Raw genomic sequence first — 16,270 nt, 5'->3', positions numbered from 1 at the left:
CAATGCCAGCCTAGCTGGCGGCGCGAGCCTGCGCGCGCGGCGCAGCGATGAGGCGGGCGCAGGTGGTCAGCAGCACATCCTTGCTCACCGGCTTGGCGACATAGCCGTCCATGCCCATCGCGCGGTAGCGGGCTTCATCGCCCTGCATGGCGTCGGCCGTCAGGGCGATCACCGGCGCATCGCCGCCGGGCAGGCGGCGCAGGCGGTGCAAGGTCTCCTCCCCGCCCATCACCGGCATGTGCGCGTCGAGAAGCACAAGGTCAAACCGCCCGGCTGCGAACAGCTCCAGCGCCTCGCCACCTCTTTCTGCTTCGGTCACCAGCGCGCCTGTGGTTTCTAGGAAGGACCGCGCCACCAGACGGTTGATGGCGTTGTCGTCGACAAGAAGGACCGATGCGCCGTAGAGCGCCGCATGATCAGACGGGGCGCCGCTGGCCGTGAGCGAGCCGGTATCCGCGGCGGCGAGGAAGGACAGGACGAAGCGCGACCCGGCGCCCTGGGTGCTGTCAATGATCACGTCGCCGCCCATGCGCCGGGCCAGTTCGCGCGCAATGACAAGGCCCAGGCCGGCGCCGCCGTGGCGGCGGGCCGACGAGCAGTCGGCCTGGCTGAAGCGCTGGAACAGGCGGGCCTGGACCTCGGGAGAGATGCCGGGGCCGGTGTCGGTGACAGCCATCTCGAGACGCCAGCCCTCGATCCCTGCGGGCAGGGCGCGCGCGGCCACGTGGACCGATCCTGTGCTGGTGAATTTCACGGCGTTGGCGATGAGGTTGGACAGGCACTGGCGCACCCGCACCGGATCGAGCCGCACGCTGGCCGGCAGGGCCTCCAGATCACAATCCAGCCGCAAGCCCTTGGCCGCGGCGCCCGCGCGGAACAGATCGCACGTGGCGCTGACCAGCGCGCCCGGATCGGTGGGCTCGGGCGTGATGTCCACGCGCCCTGCCTCGATCTTGGACAGGTCCAGCACGTCATTGAGCACGCCGAGCAATTGCTGGCCGGATTCGATAATCGTCCCGACCTTCTCCTGATCGGAATAGCCAAGATGGGGCCCGGCCAGCGCCTGGGCCATGCCCAGCACGCCGTTGAGCGGCGTGCGCAGCTCATGGGACATGTTGGCCAGGAAGGCCGATTTGGCGGCGCTGGCGCTGCGCGCTTCGGCCAGCGCGGCTTTCAGCTCCTGCGCCAGCGTCTCGGCGTTATCCGCCAGTTCCGAGACCGCGATATACTGCGCCACAGAGGCCGCGAGCGAGACTTCCTCCGGCGTCCAGGCCCGGGTCTCGCCCACATGCTCGCAGCACAACACGCCGCGCACGCCCCGCCCGGTGCGGATCGGCGCATCCAGCAAGGCGCGCACGCCCAGCGGGGCCAGATAATCCTTGCCAAAGGCGGCGGTCACCGGGTCGGACCAGGCATCCGCCACACACACGGTGCGCCCGGTCTGAATCGCGTCGAAATAGGCCGGGTTGAGGTCCCGCTCGACGCGCTGGGCGGGCGCCATGGCGCCGTTCTGCGCGTCGAACAGGTGCAGGCAGGTCAGACCCTGGCCGTCTTCGTCCAGGCGCCAGACGCCGACGCGGCGCACATCCAGCAGCCGGCTCAACCGCTCGGCCGCCTCGGCCATCAGGCGCTCGGCGGACCAGCGCTCCACCATGTGGGCGCGGCCCAGCGATTCCAGTCCGGCATTGAACTGGCGCGAGCGCTCCAGCGCGCTTTGCAGGCCGGCTTCTGCAACGCCGCGCGCTTCGACTTCCTGGTCCAGCCGGCCAATCATCGAAATCCAGCGCACGAAGCCGTAGATCATCACGAGGATGCTCAGCGTGTAGCCTGAATAGACCACCACCTCGAGCTGGCCCTGGCTGACGCCCATGCCGGCATGCACTGACGCGGCGAAATGCTTGCTGGCGTCCAGGCTTGCCGAGACGGCGATGCCCAGCTGGCCGATCAGGAACAGGCGCGCCCGGTCCTGAATCCGTTTCAGCTTGCGGGTCACCAGCCAGAACAGGGCCGCCATGACGATGGCGACCGCCATGAGGGTGACATCACCGATGACTTCCATGGGCAGGCGCTCCTCGCTTTGGCGCAGTCTGGCGCAGCGGGAGTAAAGGGGGCGTTGACGGGCGGGCGCGGCGGCGAAGTATTTTCCTATTCCGGGCGTCCGCCGGCAGGCCCGGTTTCATTGAAAATCAGTCGCTTGCCGCGTCTTCGATGGCGTGCATGGCCTCGTCGGACAGGCCGAAATGATGGCCGATCTCGTGCACCAGGACATGGGCGATGAGCTCGCGCAAGGTGACGTCGCCGCGCTCGCACCATTCCATCAGGATGGGCAGGCGGTAGAGGAAGACATGGTCCGGCCCGCCCATGGGGTCGGCGATGGATTTATGGGTCAAATCCACGCCGTGATACAGGCCGGTGAGCTCGTACGGGCTCTCCATCCCGAATGTCGCAAGCGTCTCTTCGTCTGCAAAATCAGTGATTTGAATGACCACATTCCGGCACATGGCCCGGAAGGCGTCCGGCAGGCCGGCGAAGGCGTCTTCGGCGATGGCCAGGAAATCCTCCCCCGACGGCGCGCAGGCCGGGGCGAAGCGGGCGGCGGAGCCGGTCAAGGCAGATAGGGGGGCGGCGGGGTCATCGGCTTGTGTCATGGCACGCAGGTAGGCGCGCGGGCCTGCGGTGTCGAGGGCGAAATTCGCGCTTGCGCTGCGAATGAAAGGTGAACATGATAGCGGTCATGGCCCTATCCGAAACCCATGGCAGCGCCCCGGACAGCGCCCCTGACAGCGCCGAGGCGCGCGCCCGCAAGGCTTTGGCGCGGGCCGGGAATCCGGCGATTGACGATGCCCGCGCCCTGGCCCGCGGGGCGGCGCGCCTGCTGGCGGATCTGGGCGTTTCGGCCATGCCTGAATTCACCCTGCCCTGCGGCCGGAGGGCCGATCTGGCGGGGCTGGGCCGCAAGGGCGAAGTGATCATCGTCGAGATCAAATCGGGCCTGGCGGACTTTCGCGCCGACGCCAAATATCCCGACTATTTCGCCTGGTGCGACCGGTTCTACTTCGCTGTATCACAACGCTTTCCGGCCTCGGTCCTGCCCCAGGAATGCGGGCTTATCATCGCCGATCCGTTCGGCGGCGCGGTGGTGCGCGACAGCCCCGTCCAGCCGCTGGCCCCCGCCCGGCGCAAGGCCCTGACCCTGCGCTTTGCCCGCTGCGCCGCGGAACGGGCGCTGCGGACGCTTTAGGCGGGCGGGGATAGAGGCGGGGATAGCGCGTGTCCGACGGCGCGTGTTGCGTGACATGACCACGCCGTGAGGGGACATGAGCGGCCCCTGTGGGGACATGACCGGTCCCGTTTGGGGACATGGACGCGCCTCGGACGTCCCGAGGCCCCTCAATGGCGATGGCGGGCGCGAAAATGGCGGGGCGATCACGCGCGCCCCTCACTCGCGGTCGTCAATCGACCCGTGTCGGGCGAAGCCGGGATGATCCTCTGCAAACTGGACGAGGCCCGGTCCATCAAGCCGCCTGAGGGAGCGGTCGGGCTGAAGTTCGAATATCAGACCTTCCGCAATCGCCACGTCATTCGCCGGCCCAAAAACAAGCGCCGAGCGAATGGCGACGTAGGTCCGCGACCGGGGCGCGGGAGGCACACACGACTCGCCGCGTAATTGCGCCGCACGGGTTTGATGCTCATGCGCCCGGTCCGGCTCGGTCTCGGCCAGATCCTCCAGGGTCTTGGCCATGGCAAGATGCAGCGCCGTCGGCGCCGTTTGCGTCATCACGCCGCTCCCGGCAGCGGCAGTTCGATTTCGGCCATGATGCGGTCGGTCTCGGTCAGCACCTTGATGATGCGCTGGTAGTGCTGGATGTCGGCGAAGGTGAGCGCGCGGCCCTTGCGGTCCTTGAGCCATTTCTGGGCCGGCTGGTAGCCGCCGATATAGAAGTCCCAAGCGATCTGCGGCACGCTCTCAAAGCGCTGCCCGCCATTGATCCAGACCGACCCGGCGTCAAAGTGCGGCTTGTCCACCACGCCGTCACCGTCGCCCGTGAACGGGTAGGGCGCCGCGCCCACGGCGCCCCGCTCCATCAGGTGCAGACGGCGCAACGCCCCGCCCTTTTCGCTGACATGCCAGAACACGTCCGGCGAGGCGGGCCAGGGAATGCGCGGGAAGTCGGTTTTGAGAAACTCGGCGAAGGTCTCGCGGTAATCGGGGCTGTGCAGCACGCCATAGATGTAATCGAAAACCGCGATTTCATCGGGCTCGCCACGGGCGGCGTCTTTGGCGAGCTCGCGGATTTTGCGCCAGATTTTCGGATCGAAATTGACCCGCCGGGTTTGATCGAGGGAGTCCTCTTCGGGGTAGAGGTAAAGGGGGGCGAGGTAGTTGACTTCTTTCAGAGAAAGCGAGTGGTGTTGGATCATCTCGTCGAAAACGAAAACATCCGTGTAATCTCTTTTTTCCTCAACCGATCTATTAAAAGAAACCCCCAAATTTCTTTGAGAAAAGTTTCGCATTATTGCCTTTACAGTCCTCCATGTAAAATCGTCATGGTATATAATTTGTCTTTTATCGAATGGCCTATATTGTATATTTTTGATTATGGAATTATAATCTTCAATTGATTGAATTGAGGAGTGGGCATCTAAGATGCTCCAGCCCTTTTTCCGTTCAACGGGAAACCGCGAATGCAGAAAAGCTTCATCCGCCAACGAACTTTTAAAACGACCAAGCATTTCAGCTAGCTCACTTCGGTCGCCAACAACAAATTTGTCTCGTGCTGTTACCATTCCAACACCGTAGACCGGCATCAGCTCCTGCACGCCGAAGCCGTCCAGATAGGTTTCCTCCAGCGCGTAATCGCGCCTTGTCATCACGTATTGCGGCGCCTGAAGGCTCAGCGGTTCGAAATGCTTCGCTTCCAATCCGGCCTTCTCAAGCGCTTCGTATTTGCCGGCGCGCGCGCCCCACAGATCGCCATGGAACACGCTGGCCAGCGGCTTGTCCTTGCCTGGCTTGGCCTGTTTCTTCACCGCAATGATGATCGCCACGCCCTGCTGGATGTCGAACACATTCTTGTCCGCCGAACCGTCGGGCGAGATTTCCTTTTTCTTGGCGTTGCCGTGCAGGTCGAGCACGTAGATGGCGTCAAACGTGTTCAGCAAATGCCAGCGCATGCCCCGGAAGGTGGGGTTGTCGAGATAGCCGTGATTGGTGATGAAGCCGAGCACGCCCTCGCCATTCTTTTCGATCATGTGCTCGCCGAAACGGATGAATTTGACGTAGTCGTCATTGATCCATTTCGGATTGCGCTCTTTCAGCTTCTCCTTGCCGCCCGGCTCCTTCTTGTAAGCGTCCATCAGGCCCATGATCCAATGGCCCTTGTTGGCGCTTTCGCCCGAATAGGGCGGGTTGCCGATCACGCACATGATGGGCATGTCGCGCTTGATCTTGCTGGCCTCGCGCGCCTCTTCGGCGAGCCAGCGGGCGAACAGGACCTGCTCCACGCGCTCGCCCTCTTCCAGCGAGTTGGTGAGGTAGACCGACAGGCGCGGCGGCGCGCCGGAAGGGCGATAGCCCATCTCGGTCAGGATCATGTCCAGCTTCATGTGGCACATGGCGTAGCTGGCCATCAAAAGCTCGAACCCGTGAATGCGCGGGATCAGCTCGGCCTCCACATAGGATGACCAGTGGCCGGGGGCGGAGGCCTTCACCCGGGCGCCAATCTGCTTGATCACCTCGGCCAGAAACGTGCCGGTGCCGGTGGCGGGATCAAGAATCTGGACCCGGTGCACCTCGCGTTTCTCGGTGATCGCCTTGCCCTTCTTGTCGGTCTGACCGGTGTCGAAATCGATGGTGATCTTCGAGGTGTCGGCCAGGCCGTCGGGCAGGCCGAACTCGGTCTTGAGCACCTCATCCACGGCGCGCACGATGAAATTGACCACGGGCTCGGGCGTGTACCAGACGCCGCGGGCCTTGCGCTTGGCCGGGTTATAGGCGGCCAGGAAGGTTTCGTAGAAATGCAGGAAGGGATCGTTCTGGCCGGTCAGCTGGCCGAAATCGGCCATGATGCGCTTGAGGTCGCAGGCCAGGAAAATCTTGGTCAGATCATCGATGATCCACGCCATGCGGGCGTCCAGATCGGCGCCGGCGATATAGCTGAACAGGCGGCGCAGGAAGGGATTGGATTTGGGCAGAAGCTCCAGCGCTTCCTGACGCGAGAAACTGTCCGGTGAAGGATCGTGCAGGCGCGCGGCGAACAGGCCATAGGCGATGGTTTCAGCATAGATGTCGGCAAAATCGGCCGCCGTGATGTCGTGGATCAGGTGCTCGCGAAACGCATGGTATTGCGCGGTGAGGTCGGTGTCGGCGTTCTGCTCCAGATCGGCCACCAGGGCGCGGCCCATAACGTCCTTGATCAGCACCGCCTTGGCCGCCATCAGCTCGGCGAGGCGCCGCGATGAATTGATGGTGCGCGGGGTCTGGGCGACGAAGTCCTTGAGCTGGGCTTCCAGCTCGGCGAAGGCTTCGGGCTTTGGTTGAAGCCCCATCAGCACCTCGCCGATGGAGACGGTGCGGATGCGCTCGCCCTCGCGCCAGAATTCAAAATCCAGCCCGTTGGTATAGAGAAGATTGGGGAAGCCCTTGAGATAGCGCTGTTTCTGCTCGACGCTATAGCCTTTGAGGCCCTTCAGATCCGCGCCGACATCCTTGGCCTCGCAATGGCCCACCGGCACATCGCCGCGCATGAAGATGAAATCCGGCGCGCCCGCCGAGACCCGGCGGGGCTCGTTGGTCACGGTCACCTGGTCATTCAGGCTGCTGAACAGATCATAAAGCGCCGGGCGGTAGCTGTGCTCGGTGGCCTGCCCGCCCTTCCAGGTCGCGGCGATGGCGTCGAAATAGGCGGCGATATCGGTCATAAAGCGGCCCCCGGCGAAATCCGCCTTGAGGCTAGCCGCAGTCGCGAGTTTGCGCCAACCGGGCCGCGCATCATGGCCGGGCGTCATCCCGCCCCCTCTGCGCCCGCCACGCGCGAATTGGCGCTTGCGCCGGACACGCTGGCCTTTCATTCTGGGGGGTGAGGGACATGAGGGGTGTGGGTGATGGTGGCTTGGCTGCGCGCAGGCCTGGCGGGCGTCCTTGCGGCGGCGGCGGCGCTGGGCGTGCTGTGGCTGGCGGGAGAAGCCGGTTTCGAGGATGCCCGCCACGCATCGGCGCCGGGCGTGGTGTTTGCGCGCGACGGCCAGGCGGTCCTGTATCACGCCCCGGTTCCAGACTGGGTTCCCGCTGCGCGCGACGGCGATGCGGCCGGCAGCCCGCATCAGCCGGGCGTGGCGGTCACGTTCTGGGAACAGCACGCCTTGTTGACCGGGCCCCGGCCTGTGGTGACCACGCGCTACCGCGCGGTGGCGCAGACCCAGGGCGGCGCCGACGCGCTGGCGCTGGCCCAGCACGCCTTCTCGCCCTCCCAGCAGCAGGTGGTGCTGCACGAGGTGCTGTTCGGGCGCAATGACGCCTGGATCGATATCACGCACGAGGTGGCGGTGACGTTCAGCCAGTCCGGTCTGGATCTGGCGAGCCGGGTGCTGAGCGATCAGACCCATGTGCTGATGCGCCTGCCGCGCGTGCGGCGCGGCGACACGGTGCAGTTGACCCTGTCGCGGGTCGGCAATCACCGGCTGGGCGACCGGTTTCATGACAGCGCATTTCTGGAGGGCAACCCGCTGAGCGCGGGCCGGCTGCGCCTGACCGCCACGGGGGAGCGCGGCGCGCTGCAATTCTCTCACGGCGATCCGGTGCGGCGCGAGCGCGCCGGGCCGGATCTGGAGCGGCTGATCCTGTATGACGGTCCCACGCCCGGCCGGGTGATGGAGTCCTATCGCGCGCCCTGGAGCCTGGACGACGGGTTCGCCCTGGTGAGCCGCACGGCGTCCTATGAGCGGCTGGCGGGCTGGACCGGGCGGCTCTACCGCCCGGAGATCACGCCGGAAGTGTCCGCCATCGCCGCCACCATCGCCGGCGCCCATCCCGACCGGGCCGGGCGCATCACCGCGGCGCTGCGCTATGTGCAGCGCGAGATCCGCTATTTCGCCCTGGCGCTGGGCGATGGCGGCTATGTGCCCCAGAGCGTGCGCGAGACGCTGCGCCTGAGTGAGGGCGACTGCAAGGCCAAGACCCTGCTGCTGATTTCCATCCTCGCAGCGCTGGAGGTGGAGGCGGCGCCGGTGCTGGTCAATGGCCGGCTGGGCCCCGGGCTCGACACCCTGCCGCACTCGCTTCTGCTGTTCGACCATGTGATCGCCGGCGTGGAGCATGAGGGCGCGTGGTACTGGCTGGACCCGACCCGGCGCGAGCAGCCCGGCGCCCTGCAGTCGCTGGGTCAGCACCCGTTCGGCTGGGGCCTGATCGGGCGCGAGGGCGAGGCGGCCCTGACCTGGATGACCGTGCCGGACCCGGCCATTTCCATGCTCGATGTGGCCGAGCATCTGGCGCTGGAGGCGGACGGAACGGCGGCGTTCAGCGCGGTGTGGACCTTTGGCGGGCTGTGGGCCGAAAGCCAGCGCGACCGGGTCAACGAGTTCGGGCGCGACATGCTGGCGGGCGACATCACCGGCGTCTACCAGACCCAGTTCGCCGGAGCGAAACTGAACCCGGAGTCCCGCATCAATGACCGGCGCGCCGCCAACCAGATGGTGGTTGAAACCTCGGGCGAGGTGCGCCTGCACGATGTGCGCGAGCAGGCCGCGGCCGATGACGGCGAGGCTGAACCGGACGCAGGCGCGCCGGTGCTGGTGATCACGCCCCATGCCGCGCTGGAGCCGGTGGGGCTCGTCAGCGCGCATAATCGCTCCACTCCGGTCTACCTGCCGGATTCGCGCCGCGTGCGCCACACGATCGAAGTGCGCCTGCCCGAAGGCTGGGCCGCGCCTGAACCGTTCGAGCAGACCGTCTCCAATCCGGGTTTTGACGCTGTGGTCAGCCTTCAGGCCATTGAGGGCGGCTTTATCCTGACCAAGGAATACCGGGTCTCCGCCGGCGCGCTGGCGCCGGACGCGCTGGGCGCGGTGGTCAGCGACCTCAAGCAGGTGCGGCGCGCCGCCCTGATCTGGCTGCCGGACGGCGAACAGCCCGGCCTGGCCGCAGATGCCGGAAACCTGAACGCCGCCGTGGAGCCCAGCGTCCCGGCCGCCGCCGACCCCGGCGCCGCACACAGGACGCAGGTCATGACGGGACCGGCGGGCTGACCGGTCAGGACAGCGCCGGGCAATGCCCCAGGCGCAGCGGTCCGGCCTCGTCCCCGGCGTGGACGGTGCGCGGCGCATCCCAGCGCGCGCGCCAATGGAAGCGCAGGATCGTGATGTCGCCATCGGGTTCGAGGTGCAGGTGCAGCTCGCCCTCGCCGCGCGTATGGCAGCCGAGCCCCGCGCAGAACCAGCGGCTGATATCGGTGATGTGTGTGGCGCCGTCCCACAAATCCTCGCCCATGTAGAACCAGCTGCCGCTCAGGCCGTAGCGCACGCGCTCGCGGCTGCGGGGCGGACCGGGCAGGAGGACGTTGATCTCGCCGAAATCCACCTCCTCGACCCCGTCCGTCTCGCCCAGTATGTCGCCGGTGAAATGCACGCGCAGCGCCTCGCCATCGGGGCTGCAGTCCAGCGATCCGTCCTCGGCGCGCGCCACATAGGCGCCGTGAAAGGCGAGCCCGAAATAGGACGGGCCGGCGGGCGGGGTTTCTGATCGCGCAGCGAGGTCCTCGCCAAGGGATTCGGGTGCGGGGGTTCCTGCCACCGGCGCCGGGGCGTCCGGTTCAGGCGCAGCCAGCGCCGGGCTGGCGCCCGCCAGCAGGGCCAGCGCCAGAAGGGTCTGGATGGATCGGGTCATGCCGTATGCTCCCCATTTCAGAATCCGGTTTGAGCATGGGCCGCGAGACTGGCGCGCACCAGCCCCCTGTTTTGGGGGGGGGAAGCCGACCGGCCAAGAGGACGGACGGAGAGGCCAACCAGCGGCGTCTCCCATGCCCGCCTTCGCTCCGCCCCCTCACCCTACCCTCTCCCCCATAGCTGGGGGAGAGGAGGCTTCTCGCTTTGCGCTTCTATCGGTTGGTTCAGGCGATGGCTTTTCCAGATTGAACGCCCCGTTCCAGCCTCCTCTCCCCTCCTTGAGGGGGGGTATAGATAACTCCAACGTAAAATATGTCGGCGTTGCCAGGCTCAGGTCACAAATTAATGGGTCCTGAGCCTAGGTGGTCGGTCGAGAAATCCAAGAGCTCCGCTCCCGTCAGGCTCGCCAAACCTCAAACCATGGGCTATTCAGGGTTGACGCGTACGAAACAACCGACGGGCATAGGGGTCTTAGGTCGCGGACCCTACGGCACGTCTGTTCGTCTTGGAAAAGGACAGAATGAGCCCACGCCACACTTGGGTCGGTCGGCGTGGACAGAGTGTGTCGAGCAAATGAGGCTTCACGACAATTGCGCGAAGGGGGCGGACATCATGCAAAACTTTGATTTTATAAGGGAGAATGGGCGGGAGATTTATCGTACTCGCCCGGCATGGCGCTCTTATTGGGGCAGCTGGATTGTACTCGGCGTTACCATTGCCCTGTGTATTCGCTTCTACTCGGAAATTCCGCAACAGGCCTACCCCTACATCGCGGGCTGGCTCATTGCAGTATCACTGTTCATGGCCGGTCGACGCCAAATGGAAGCCTTTGACCTTATCGATGGGCAAGTGATCCGCGCCCACAAAGGGTTGGTGGTGCGAAAGCGGCGCGATGTAACGCTGAGCCCCCAAGTCCATGTTGACATGGAACAGGGTGTAATGGGGCGCACACTTAATTATGCGACCTTATCCTTCTGGACGGGTGATGATAGATCAACGGCAAACTGGAGCCGCATTACAAACCCAGAACGTGTCATCCAGGAGTTAGAGGCGCTAAAGACAAAACCTGTAGCGGGCAGTGAAGTCCGTGTTGCGGAGACTGACAACAATCAGCCGCCCAGAGAACAACAAAACATAAGTGACCTGCCCTTTCAATTGGTTGAGGAAGGCGATCTTCGACCAATAGCAGATTTTCATTTTTCCCAACCCATAGCGAAAGACGCGGCAGGTAGCGACAGTTCGGACCCCGTATCTTCCTCGCGTGAGGGCAATGCTCCGCGAAGCGGTTACCACGCGGGAGGAGGAGGCACTGGGTACGTCCAAGTTACCCATCAGCCATCCGGCCAAATTTATCACTTCAACGCTGGCGGGTATGTTTGGAAGATCGCCATCGACGAGTCGGGCATGAATCTATACGTGAGCACGACACCCTTCATATCAAACCGTCACAACGTTGGCGATATAGCCATGGTCACGCATTATACGCGGGCAAAAAAACAGCTTGGCAGCGGTTTCAAATATATCTTTGCGGAAGCATGTAGCCTTCCCGGCGTATCCAAAGGGATCGTCGCTTTTAAGGTGCTTAAAAATGGTGGCTTCGTAGCCATGATCAATAAAGCGTTTAGAGAAAGCTCGCGCAACAACATGGGGCCTGGCTATCTGCTATATGCCGCGCCTGGAAACTCCTTCGCGAAAGTACAAACCGTTGCCTCAGGATCATTCAACGAAGGCGAACGCTCTCCTGATTATCTCGGGAGTGTGGCGATCAACCATTCCCAGAGCCTACTCGCGCAATTGAGCTACGTAGAGAACGGGACCTTCAGCCATATTTCTGAACAGTTTGGACATAAGAAGGAGCCGTTCTTCAGGGCTCAGATCCAGGTCTACGATCTAAAATCCTTAGCGCTTATTGCTTTGCACCAGCTCGATGAAACCTACGCTCATGTAGAACAAGAGGGTTACATGAGCATCAATCCTTACATGCGGGTCGGCTTTGAATCCGGAAGCGACACCACACTTGGCATTAATGTTGGTATGAAGGCGGTGAGGGCCTTCAATCTGCGCCAATCACCCCCCTGAACGGGGGATCAGCGCGGCGCGCGCTTCGCCAATATCCGCTGCAGCGTCCGCCGGTGCATGTTCAGGCGGCGGGCGGTTTCGGAGACATTGTGGTCGCACAGCTCGAACACGCGCTGGATATGCTCCCAGCGCACGCGGTCGGCGCTCATGGGGTTTTCCGGCGGTTCGGGCTTGGCGTTGGGCAGGGCCAGCAGCGCCTTGGCCACATCATCGGCGTCGGCGGGCTTGGACAGATAGTCGATGGCGCCCGATTTCACCGCGGCCACGGCGGTGGCGATATTGCCGTAGCCGGTCAGCATCACCACGCGGCAATCGGGGCGCTCGGCATAGAGGGTGCGCACCACGTCCAGCCCGTCGCCGTCGTCCAGGCGCAGATCCACCACGGCGAAGGCGGGCGGGGCGCTGCGGGCGCGGGCCTTGGCCTCGGCCACGCTGCCCACGGCGGTCACGTCAAACCCGCGCGCGGTCATGGCGCGGCTGAGGCGGTTGAGGAAGGGCGCGTCATCATCGACGAGGAGCAGGGTGGCGTCGTCCGGCAAAACCAGATCAGACATGGGGTTGGGCCTCCGGCCAAAACAAAAGTCCTGGAGACTTAACTAGACGATGCCTGACTGATTTCGAAGGCTTTGTGGTGAAAACGCCGCAGACGGCGGGCGCAGGCCCCCTTAATCCTCGATCTCCAGCCCCGCGCGGGGCAAGGTGATTTCCACCCGCGCGCCGCCGCCCGGCGCATTGGACAGGGTCACCTTGCCCTGGACCCGCTGGGCCAGGGTCATGGCGATGAAAACGCCCAGGCCCAGCCCGCCATGGCCCGGTTCGGCCTGGCGGGTGGTGACATAGGGCTCGCCCAGCTTGGCCAGAATGTCGGGCGGGAAGCCCGGCCCGTCATCCTCCACGGTGAAGGTGACATGGCGCGCCGTCCAGGCGCCGGTGACGATGACGCGGGTGGCGGCGAAATCCACCGCGTTCTCGATGAAGTTGCCCAGCGCATAGATCAGCTCCACCCGGCGGCGCAGCACCGGCGCGCGCGCCTCGCCCAGGGGGGCGGAGAGCCGCACGGAGATGGGCGCGCCCACGCCCTGAAGGGGCGCGGCGGCCTCCTCCATGGCTTCGCTCAGGCCCAGCCGGTCATGCATGCGGTCGCCGGCATCACGCATCTGGGACAGGCGCTGGAGGATCTCCCGGCAGCGCTGGGCCTGAGACACCAGCAGTTCGGCGTCTTCTTTCAGTTCGGGATCGGTGGCGGCGCGCAGCATTTCCTTGGCGGTGAGCTGGATGGTGGCCAGCGGCGTGCCCAGCTCATGGGCGGCGGAGGCGGCCAGGGCGCCCAGCGCCGACAGGCGCTGCTCGCGCGCCAGCACGCCTTGAGTCGCCGCCAGCGCCGCGCCCATGCGCTGCGCCTCGCCCGCCACACGCCAGGCGTAGATGGCGGTGAAGGCGATGGCGATCACCAGCGCCAGCCCCGTGGCGGCCAGATAGAGCGGCGGCAGGGAGAACACTTCACCGGGAATCCAGGGCATGGGCAGGTGCCAGACCGCCAGCGCGCTGGTCCCGGCCAGCGCCAGCGCGCCCAGCGACAACCACCAGCGCGGCGGCAGGGCGGCCACGGAGATCACCACCGGGCCGACAATCATCACCGCGAACGGATTGGCCAGCCCGCCGGTGAGCGCCAGCAGCGCCATGAGCTGGATGAGGTCGAACGCGAGCTGGCCAAACGCCTCGCCGTCACGGGCCAGGCGCTGGGTGGAGACGAACACCGGCAGCAGCGCATTGAGCGCGGCGCTGGCGCCGATGAGGGCGAAGCAGGCGGGCAGCGGCAGCGCGAACCCCAGACCGAAATGCACGCCCAGGACCGTCGCGGTCTGGCCCGCCACCGCCAGCCAGCGCAGGAAGATCAGCGTGCGCAGACGCACCCGGCCGAACACCGGCGCCAGGTCGCCGCCATCCACCGGATCGTCCGGCGCGCCGATCGCGGCGCGGGCGGGGCTGAAGCTGTCAGTCATGGGCGGCGCGCTCCTGCTGGACGGCGACGGCGAGAGTTGGGGGCGGGCGGGATCGGCGCCCCGCCGCCTCGACACCGCCACACGGGCGGGCCATGTAAGGCGTGAACCGCGCCCAGCAAGCGGGAGCGCACGGCCTGCGTCAAGCGGACCCTTGGCCGCACGGGCCGCTCGTGCGTTAGGATGGCGCGCGACCGGTGCGCCCTCACGGCGCGTCGGCATGCACAGACGCACACAGAGACGCACTCAAAGACGAATGAGGACAAGATGAGTTTCAAGACACGCCCGGTCTGGTTCATTCCGGTGGTGGCCTTTGCGGCAGCCCTGCTGGCCGCAGCGGTGATGGTGGGCGCCGCGCTCTTGCGCGGTCCGGCGCCAGTGGACCCGGACGCCCCGCCCGCGCCCGCGGCGGTGCGCTCCAGCGGCGAGGCGCAGGTGGGCGGGCCCTTCACCCTGGTCAATCATCGCGGCGAGACCGTCACCGACGCCGATTTCGCCGGCCGGCCCATGCTGATCTATTTCGGCTTCACCTATTGTCCCGACGTGTGCCCGGCCTCGCTGCAGGTGATGGGCGCGGCACTGGAGCAGCTGAGCGAGGACGAGCGGGCGCAGTTCCAGCCGATCCTGATCAGCGTGGATCCCGAGCGCGATACGCCCGAATTGCTGGCGCAATACATCACCGCGCCGGCCTTTCCGGAAAACCTCACGGGCTTGACGGGAACGCTGGATCAGGTACGCAATGCTGCACGTGCTTACAGGGTGTTTTTTGCCCGGGTGGAGGATGACGGCGTGTCGTCGGACTACACGGTGGATCACAGTTCGATCATCTATCTCATGGACCGTGAGGGGCGGTTCGTGGAGATTTTCCCCCACGGCGCGGCGCCGGCCCATGTTGCGGCGCGTCTGAAAGCCTTCCTTGAGACCTCTCCGGCATAATCGAGACCAGACTATTTAAGGCCGCGGCCCGCGGCGCAATGGAGCCCGTTCGCGTCCATGTTCTATTCCTTCCTTGAAATGTCGCGTGCGGCCATGCTGCCCTGGCGCGCCGCCGCCAACATGACGCGGCGGTCCTTGCGCAATCCGCTCAATCCGGCTGGCGAGACGCTGGCCGGACGCGCCATGGCGGCGTCGGCGGATCTGTTTGAAAGCCTGACGCGCCAGTACGGCAAGCCCGAATGGGCGCTGGACCCGCTGGTGGTGGACGGGGAAACCGTCCCCGTCGAGATCGAGACGGTGTGGTCCAAGCCGTTCTGCCGACTCTTGCACTTCAAACGCAATGCGGCCGCGCTCGCCAGGGCGCGCGGCGTGAAGCCGGGCGCGCTCAGCGATCCCAAAGTCCTGCTGGTGGCGCCCATGTCGGGCCATTTCGCCACCCTGCTGCGCGGCACAGTGGAAGCCTTCCTGCCCGATTCCGAGGTGTACATCACCGACTGGTCGGACGCGCGCATGGTCGCGCTCAATGAGGGCCGGTTCGATCTGGAAGACTACACGCTCTATGTGCGCGAGATGATCAGCGCCATCGGCGCGGGCGTGCATGTGGTGGCGGTGTGCCAGCCCGGCCCGCCGACCCTGGCCGCCATCGCCCTGATGGCCGAGGACCAGGACCCGATGCGTCCGGCGTCCATGACCTTCATGGGCTCGCCCATTGATGCGCGCAAATCGCCCACCGTGCCCAACAAGCTGGCCGAAGAGCGCCCGTACTCCTGGTTCCGGGACAATCTGATCCAGACCGTGCCGGTCTTCTATCCCGGCGGGCTGCGCCGGGTGTATCCGGGCTTCCTGCAGCTCACCGGCTTCATCAACATGAATTACGAGCGGCACGTGGACGCGCACTACCGCTATTTCAACCAGATGATTGACGGCGATGGCGACAGCGCCGACCGGCACCGCGCCTTCTATGACGAATATCTCTCGGTGATGGACCTGACCGAAGAATTCTACCTGCAGACCATCCACGACGTGTTCCAGGAGCACAAGCTGGCGCGCGGCCTGCTCACCGTCCATGGCCGCCCGGTGCGGCCCGAAGCCATCACCGACATCGCCCTGATGACGGTGGAGGGCGAGAACGACGACATTTCCGGCATCGGCCAGACCCAGGCCGCCCACACGCTGTGCACCGGCATTCCCGATGCGATGCGCCTCGATCACGTTCAGCCAGACGTGGGCCATTACGGCGTCTTCAACGGCCGCCGCTTCCGCGAAGAGATCGCGCCCAAGATGAAGGCGTTCATGGCCGAGCACGCGGCGAAGGCGGCGCGCAAGGGGAAGGCGGCTTAGGGGGCTGGGCCCTCGCCACGGACGCGCGCCTT

General features: G+C 65.3%; 12 protein-coding genes. 5 read left to right on the top strand and 7 right to left on the bottom strand.

The features are described from left to right. Positions 1-10: 10 nt before the first annotated feature. The gene (locus L2D01_01830; protein WBQ10526.1) at positions 11-2,059 is read right to left on the bottom strand and encodes an ATP-binding protein; all 2,049 of its coding nucleotides are present in this window, start codon (positions 2,057-2,059) and stop codon (positions 11-13) included. A gap of 127 nt (positions 2,060-2,186) precedes the next feature. Beyond that, positions 2,187-2,648 (bottom strand): metallopeptidase family protein, encoded by a 462-nt coding sequence (locus tag L2D01_01825; GenBank protein ID WBQ10525.1) that lies wholly within the window; start codon positions 2,646-2,648, stop codon positions 2,187-2,189. A gap of 86 nt (positions 2,649-2,734) precedes the next feature. On the opposite strand from L2D01_01825, the gene L2D01_01820 reads away from it, so the two are divergent. After that, positions 2,735-3,241 carry an MmcB family DNA repair protein gene (locus tag L2D01_01820; protein ID WBQ10524.1) on the top strand — a complete coding sequence of 169 codons (507 nt, stop codon included), beginning with the start codon at positions 2,735-2,737 and terminating at the stop codon, positions 3,239-3,241. Positions 3,242-3,439: 198 nt separating this feature from the next. Here L2D01_01820 and L2D01_01815 read toward each other — a convergent pair whose 3' ends face one another. Both L2D01_01815 and L2D01_01810 read right to left on the bottom strand, forming a co-directional pair. Beyond that, entirely contained in the window at positions 3,440-3,778 is a 339-nt protein-coding gene (locus L2D01_01815; protein ID WBQ10523.1) for a hypothetical protein, read from the bottom strand. After that, positions 3,778-6,921: a hypothetical protein gene (locus tag L2D01_01810; GenBank protein WBQ10522.1), complete on the bottom strand. Its 3,144-nt coding sequence runs from the start codon at positions 6,919-6,921 to the stop codon at positions 3,778-3,780. The genes L2D01_01815 and L2D01_01810 overlap by 1 nt, the downstream gene beginning before the upstream one ends. A gap of 183 nt (positions 6,922-7,104) precedes the next feature. On the opposite strand from L2D01_01810, the gene L2D01_01805 reads away from it, so the two are divergent. Beyond that, entirely contained in the window at positions 7,105-9,246 is a 2,142-nt protein-coding gene (locus L2D01_01805) for a DUF3857 domain-containing protein (protein ID WBQ10521.1), read from the top strand. Positions 9,247-9,250: 4 nt separating this feature from the next. Here L2D01_01805 and L2D01_01800 read toward each other — a convergent pair whose 3' ends face one another. After that, complete coding sequence (locus L2D01_01800) at positions 9,251-9,883, bottom strand: hypothetical protein (protein WBQ10520.1); 633 nt, start codon at positions 9,881-9,883, stop codon at positions 9,251-9,253. 611 nt (positions 9,884-10,494) lie between these two features. Between L2D01_01800 and L2D01_01795 the strand changes: the two genes are divergently transcribed. Continuing rightward, entirely contained in the window at positions 10,495-11,961 is a 1,467-nt protein-coding gene (locus L2D01_01795; protein WBQ10519.1) for a PH domain-containing protein, read from the top strand. A gap of 8 nt (positions 11,962-11,969) precedes the next feature. Here L2D01_01795 and L2D01_01790 read toward each other — a convergent pair whose 3' ends face one another. Continuing rightward, on the bottom strand, positions 11,970-12,515 hold the full coding sequence (locus L2D01_01790; protein ID WBQ10518.1) for an ActR/PrrA/RegA family redox response regulator transcription factor: 546 nt from the start codon (positions 12,513-12,515) through the stop codon (positions 11,970-11,972). Between the two features lie 111 nt (positions 12,516-12,626). Then, positions 12,627-13,964 (bottom strand): ActS/PrrB/RegB family redox-sensitive histidine kinase, encoded by a 1,338-nt coding sequence (locus L2D01_01785; protein ID WBQ10517.1) that lies wholly within the window; start codon positions 13,962-13,964, stop codon positions 12,627-12,629. 264 nt (positions 13,965-14,228) lie between these two features. Between L2D01_01785 and L2D01_01780 the strand changes: the two genes are divergently transcribed. Beyond that, entirely contained in the window at positions 14,229-14,897 is a 669-nt protein-coding gene (locus tag L2D01_01780; protein ID WBQ10516.1) for an SCO family protein, read from the top strand. Positions 14,898-14,954: 57 nt separating this feature from the next. Continuing rightward, positions 14,955-16,238, top strand: coding sequence for a polyhydroxyalkanoate depolymerase (gene phaZ, locus L2D01_01775; GenBank protein WBQ10515.1), 1,284 nt, complete (start codon positions 14,955-14,957; stop codon positions 16,236-16,238). Positions 16,239-16,270 lie beyond the last annotated feature (32 nt).

It is taken from the genome of Hyphomonadaceae bacterium ML37, from assembly GCA_027627685.1.
GTDB lineage: Bacteria > Pseudomonadota > Alphaproteobacteria > Caulobacterales > Maricaulaceae > Oceanicaulis.
Note: the sequence above shows the minus strand (reverse complement) of the source record. Positions and strands in the feature narration are given on the sequence as shown.

Coding starts and splice junctions, on each gene's coding strand:
- L2D01_01820 (WBQ10524.1), top strand. CDS start 2,735: ATGGCCCTATCCGAAACCCATGGCAGCGCCCCGGACAGCGCCCCTGAC.
- L2D01_01780 (WBQ10516.1), top strand. CDS start 14,229: ATGAGTTTCAAGACACGCCCGGTCTGGTTCATTCCGGTGGTGGCCTTT.
- L2D01_01800 (WBQ10520.1), bottom strand. CDS start 9,883: ATGACCCGATCCATCCAGACCCTTCTGGCGCTGGCCCTGCTGGCGGGC.
- L2D01_01810 (WBQ10522.1), bottom strand. CDS start 6,921: ATGACCGATATCGCCGCCTATTTCGACGCCATCGCCGCGACCTGGAAG.
- L2D01_01815 (WBQ10523.1), bottom strand. CDS start 3,778: ATGACGCAAACGGCGCCGACGGCGCTGCATCTTGCCATGGCCAAGACC.
- L2D01_01830 (WBQ10526.1), bottom strand. CDS start 2,059: ATGGAAGTCATCGGTGATGTCACCCTCATGGCGGTCGCCATCGTCATG.
- L2D01_01795 (WBQ10519.1), top strand. CDS start 10,495: ATGCAAAACTTTGATTTTATAAGGGAGAATGGGCGGGAGATTTATCGT.
- L2D01_01790 (WBQ10518.1), bottom strand. CDS start 12,515: ATGTCTGATCTGGTTTTGCCGGACGACGCCACCCTGCTCCTCGTCGAT.
- phaZ (WBQ10515.1), top strand. CDS start 14,955: ATGTTCTATTCCTTCCTTGAAATGTCGCGTGCGGCCATGCTGCCCTGG.
- L2D01_01785 (WBQ10517.1), bottom strand. CDS start 13,964: ATGACTGACAGCTTCAGCCCCGCCCGCGCCGCGATCGGCGCGCCGGAC.
- L2D01_01825 (WBQ10525.1), bottom strand. CDS start 2,648: ATGACACAAGCCGATGACCCCGCCGCCCCCCTATCTGCCTTGACCGGC.
- L2D01_01805 (WBQ10521.1), top strand. CDS start 7,105: ATGGTGGCTTGGCTGCGCGCAGGCCTGGCGGGCGTCCTTGCGGCGGCG.